Raw genomic sequence first — 1,895 nt, forward strand, 5'->3', positions numbered from 1 at the left:
GGCAATCACCACCTGCTGCACCCCCTCCCACGCCGTAAACGACCCCTGCAGGTAGATAGTGGTGATCATGCCCAGCAGCACCAGGGCAATGCCGTCATTGAACAGGCTTTCGCCTTCCACAATGGTGGCCAGTCGGGGCGGCACCGGCACCGTTCTAAAGGCGGCGATCACCGACACCGTATCGGTAATCGTCAAAATCACCCCGATCGCAGCAGCCGTGATGGTGGCCAGCCCCAGACCCCACTGCAGCAGGGCGGCGGTAATCATCGCCGCCAGTAGCACCCCTGGCCCCGCAATCAGGGCAATCGGCTTGATGGTGCTGCGCAACCGGCTGATGTCGGTATTGATAGCGGCCTCGAAAATCAAGATGGGTAGGAACAGGTTGAGAATGATCTCTGGGTTGAGGCCTACTGACCCCGGCAGCAGCGATTTAGTAATGGTCAGCCCCGCCAGCACCAGCCCTACCACGTAGGGAATCCGCAGCCGCCGAGTAATCAGCGCTACCACCGTGGCCACCAGCAGCAGCACAATCAAGGTATTGACCAGCCCGGTGACGTCGCTGCCAGGAGCGGGGGTGGTAGGCAGTACATCTCCTCCTGCCGCAGGCACCTGGGCTAGCCGCCAAAACAGCATTAGAGTTATACCCATGGGCCAGAAACCGCTAAACCGCTAAAACTATTCCCCATCCTAGGGGTAAACCTGCCCCCAGCCTGATGCAAGCAGAGGACGCAAACAAAAATTGCGCGTTCCCCGTTCTATCGGCGTTCAGGCCGTAAGATGAGCCAAGGGGTCAGCCGTAAGGGCCAGTCATTAGGGCAGGTGTTCCCTATTTACGGGGTGGCTGGTTACACTGGGTTTAAATAAAGGCGCATCTTCAGGCTGAGGCGACCAATCCGCCGGATCACAATCCGCTGAAGTTGGCTAATGTTGTTAAGTCGTCTGGGGGCTGTGGGGTTTTGCAGATGAGCGACCAAAATTCGTACGAACTGCTGGGGCTGACCGAAGCCTCAACCTTTGAAGAAATTCAGGAGGCCCGCGATCGCCTGGTCGATCAGTATGCCGAAGAACCCAAACAGCAGGCCGCGGTAGAAGCCGCCTACGACGCCATTTTGATGGAGCGGCTGCGGCTGCGCCAGGAGGGCAAAATTAAGGTTCCCGATCGCATTCGCTTTGCCGAAAATGTGCCCGAGCCGCCGCCACCGACCAAGTCAGCGCCCAGTCTGCCCCGCCCCGAATGGCTCAGCGGTCTGGTCGATACCCCCAGTCGAGACGACATTCTTTGGCCTGCCGTGATCTACGGCGGATTGGCGCTACTGGGCTTTGCCGCGCCGTCGCTAGCCTTAGCGGTCGCCATTGGGACCGCGATTTACTTTCTCAACCGCAAAGAAAACAAGTTTTGGCGATCGGTACTGCTGACAATTGGCGGGTTGGCCGCTGGTTTGGCCCTCGGCCTGACCGTTGGTCAGCTGCTAATTCCTCAAGGGGCACAGTTTGCCTGGGCTAGCCCCGATGCCATTGCGGCGGCCGTGACCTGTCTGTCGCTGTGGACGGTCACCAGCTTTCTCCGCTAGGCCAAGCTGCCTCGCTTCATCTGCTCGCGCTCGATGGCCTCAAACAGCGCCTGAAAGTTGCGTTCGCCAAACCCCTGGGCCTGCACGGCCTCTTCTTTGAGCTGCACAACCTGGCGTTGAATTAGCTCAAAAAAAATCGTCGGAATGCTCAGCAGCGGCTGGGTAAAGGTTTGCAGCAGGCGCGCCTGCGGCAGATGCGGCTCCCAGTCGACCAAAATCTGCAGCTGGGCAATGGCCGCCTCGCGCTGGCCCAGCCACTCTGAGGCGCTGTCGCCCTGGGTTTGATATCCAGGCCGCAGCCGCAGGGCCTCGTAGTAGCTGGGC

General features: G+C 59.7%; 2 protein-coding genes and 1 pseudogene. 1 reads left to right on the forward strand and 2 read right to left on the reverse strand.

Annotated features, from left to right (window positions below):
• The coding region (locus tag IQ273_RS32905) for a cation:proton antiporter (protein ID WP_397199216.1) at window positions 1-633 on the reverse strand (633 nt) is incomplete at its 3' end.
• A 329-nt stretch (window positions 634-962) separates the two neighbouring features.
• On the opposite strand from IQ273_RS32905, the gene IQ273_RS32910 reads away from it, so the two are divergent.
• The gene (locus IQ273_RS32910; protein ID WP_194027273.1) at window positions 963-1,571 is read left to right on the forward strand and encodes a CPP1-like family protein; all 609 of its coding nucleotides are present in this window, start codon (window positions 963-965) and stop codon (window positions 1,569-1,571) included.
• On the opposite strand, the pseudogene IQ273_RS32915 reads toward IQ273_RS32910, so the two are convergent.
• Window positions 1,568-1,895: pseudogene (locus tag IQ273_RS32915) on the reverse strand (4-hydroxyphenylpyruvate dioxygenase); the annotation flags it as partial. The gene IQ273_RS32910 and the pseudogene IQ273_RS32915 overlap by 4 nt on opposite strands.

This window comes from Nodosilinea sp. LEGE 07298 (genome assembly GCF_015207265.1).
Classification (GTDB): domain Bacteria; phylum Cyanobacteriota; class Cyanobacteriia; order Phormidesmidales; family Phormidesmidaceae; genus Nodosilinea.